We start from the raw sequence: 1716 nt of genomic DNA, 5'->3' as shown, positions 1-1716 counted from the left end.
TCACCCAGCTCGATCCGATAACCACGCACCTTCACCTGGTCATCGACCCGGCCCACGAACTCCAACTGACCATCCGCACGCCACCGCACCACATCACCCGTGCGATACATCCGGCCACCCACAGCCGAGAACGGATCAGCCACGAACCGCGACGCCGTCACCCCGGCACGCCCCACATAACCACGCGCCAGACCAGCACCACTCACATACAACTCACCCACCATCCCGACACCCACCGGCCGCAACCCACCATCCAGCACATACACCCGCATATTCCGGATCGGCCGGCCGATGCCGGGCTGCCCGATCCCGGTGAGCGGCTGGCTCATGGTGGCGCAGACGGTCGTCTCGGTGGGTCCGTAGGCGTTGATCAGACGGCGGTCGGACCAGGCGCCCGCGGTCTTCTCCGGGAGGGACTCGCCCGCCGCGATCACGGTCCGGATCGTGCTGTGCTCGGCCGGATCGAGCACGCCGAGCACCGCGGGCGGCAGGGTGGCGTGGGTCACCTGGTGCCGTGCGATGAGCTTCGTGAGCTCGGGGCCGGGGAGCATGCCGTCGGGCCGCAGGACCAGCGAGGCGCCGGAGAGCAGGGCCATGGCGATCTCGGAGACGGACGCGTCGAAACTCAGGGACGCGAACTGCAGGACGCGGCCGGCGGCGTCCACGCGGAAGCGGTCGATCTGCGCGGCGGCGAGCCCGGCGAGGCCGGCGTGCTCCACCATGACGCCCTTGGGGACTCCGGTCGAGCCGGAGGTGAAGATCACGTACGCGAGCTGGGACGGCGTGAGCCGGCCGCCGCGTTCGTCGTCCGCGAGGTCGCCCCCCGGCCGGGCCGCGATGGCCTCCTCCGTCCTCGGGTCGTCGATCACCACGACGGCCGGTTCCGTCTCGGCGCCGCCCGGACGCACGGAGTGACCGCGTGCCGCCAGGGCCTTCTCGATCAGAGGCGCCGAACCGGAGAGAGTGAGGACGGCGGCCGGGTGGGTGTCCTGGACGAGCTGGGTGATCCTGGCCGCCGGAAGGCCCGGGTCGACAGGCAGATAGACGGCACCCGCCTTCATCACGCCGAGCAGCGCCGCCACCGCGTCCACGGACCGGGGCAGGGCGACGGCCACCACGTCTTCGCGCCCGGCTCCCAGGGCCCTGAGGTGCCGCGCGAAACGGTTGGCCCGCTCGTTCAGCGCGGCGTACGTGGTGTCGACGGACCCGCGTACGGCGATGGCCTGCGGGGCGCGGCGCACCTGCTCTTCGAAGAGTGCGGGCAGGGGCCGGGAGTCCACCTCCTGCTCGGTGTCGTTCCAGAGCCGTACCACGACTTCGCGCTCGGCTCCGTCGAGCACGTCGAGGTCGGTGATCCGCCGTTCTGGGGCGCCGACGGCAGCGTGCAGCAACCGGGTCAGCCGGACGCCGATGGCGCGGACGGTCTCCGGGTCGAAGAGGTCCACCGCGTACTCGAGGGCGCCGTCGATACCCGCGGGCGTCCCGTCCTCGGCCTGCCGCTCCCGGAGGTGGAAGCTGAGGTCGACCTTCGCGGTGCCCACGTCGGTCAGGTTCTCGTCGACGCGGGTGGTGAGGTGCGGGAGGTCGAGGGGGGGCCGATCCGTGCCGTCGAAGTTGAGGGCGACCTGGAACACGGGGTGGTGCGATGCCGAGCGCTCCGGGTTGACGATCTCGACCAGCCGCTCGAAGGGCAGGTCCTGGTGGTCGTAGGCGGCC

At 71.4% G+C, this 1716-nt stretch carries 1 protein-coding gene; it reads right to left on the bottom strand.

The genetic code is table 11. The features are described 5' to 3' along the window. Positions 1–1716, bottom strand: a 1716-nt coding sequence (locus ABZ079_RS36840) for an amino acid adenylation domain-containing protein (protein WP_356943799.1), incomplete at both ends; no start/stop codon positions are given.

This window comes from Streptomyces sp. NPDC006314 (assembly GCF_040613075.1).
Classification (GTDB): domain Bacteria; phylum Actinomycetota; class Actinomycetes; order Streptomycetales; family Streptomycetaceae; genus Streptomyces.
This window is presented reverse-complemented; position numbering and strand designations above follow the sequence as displayed.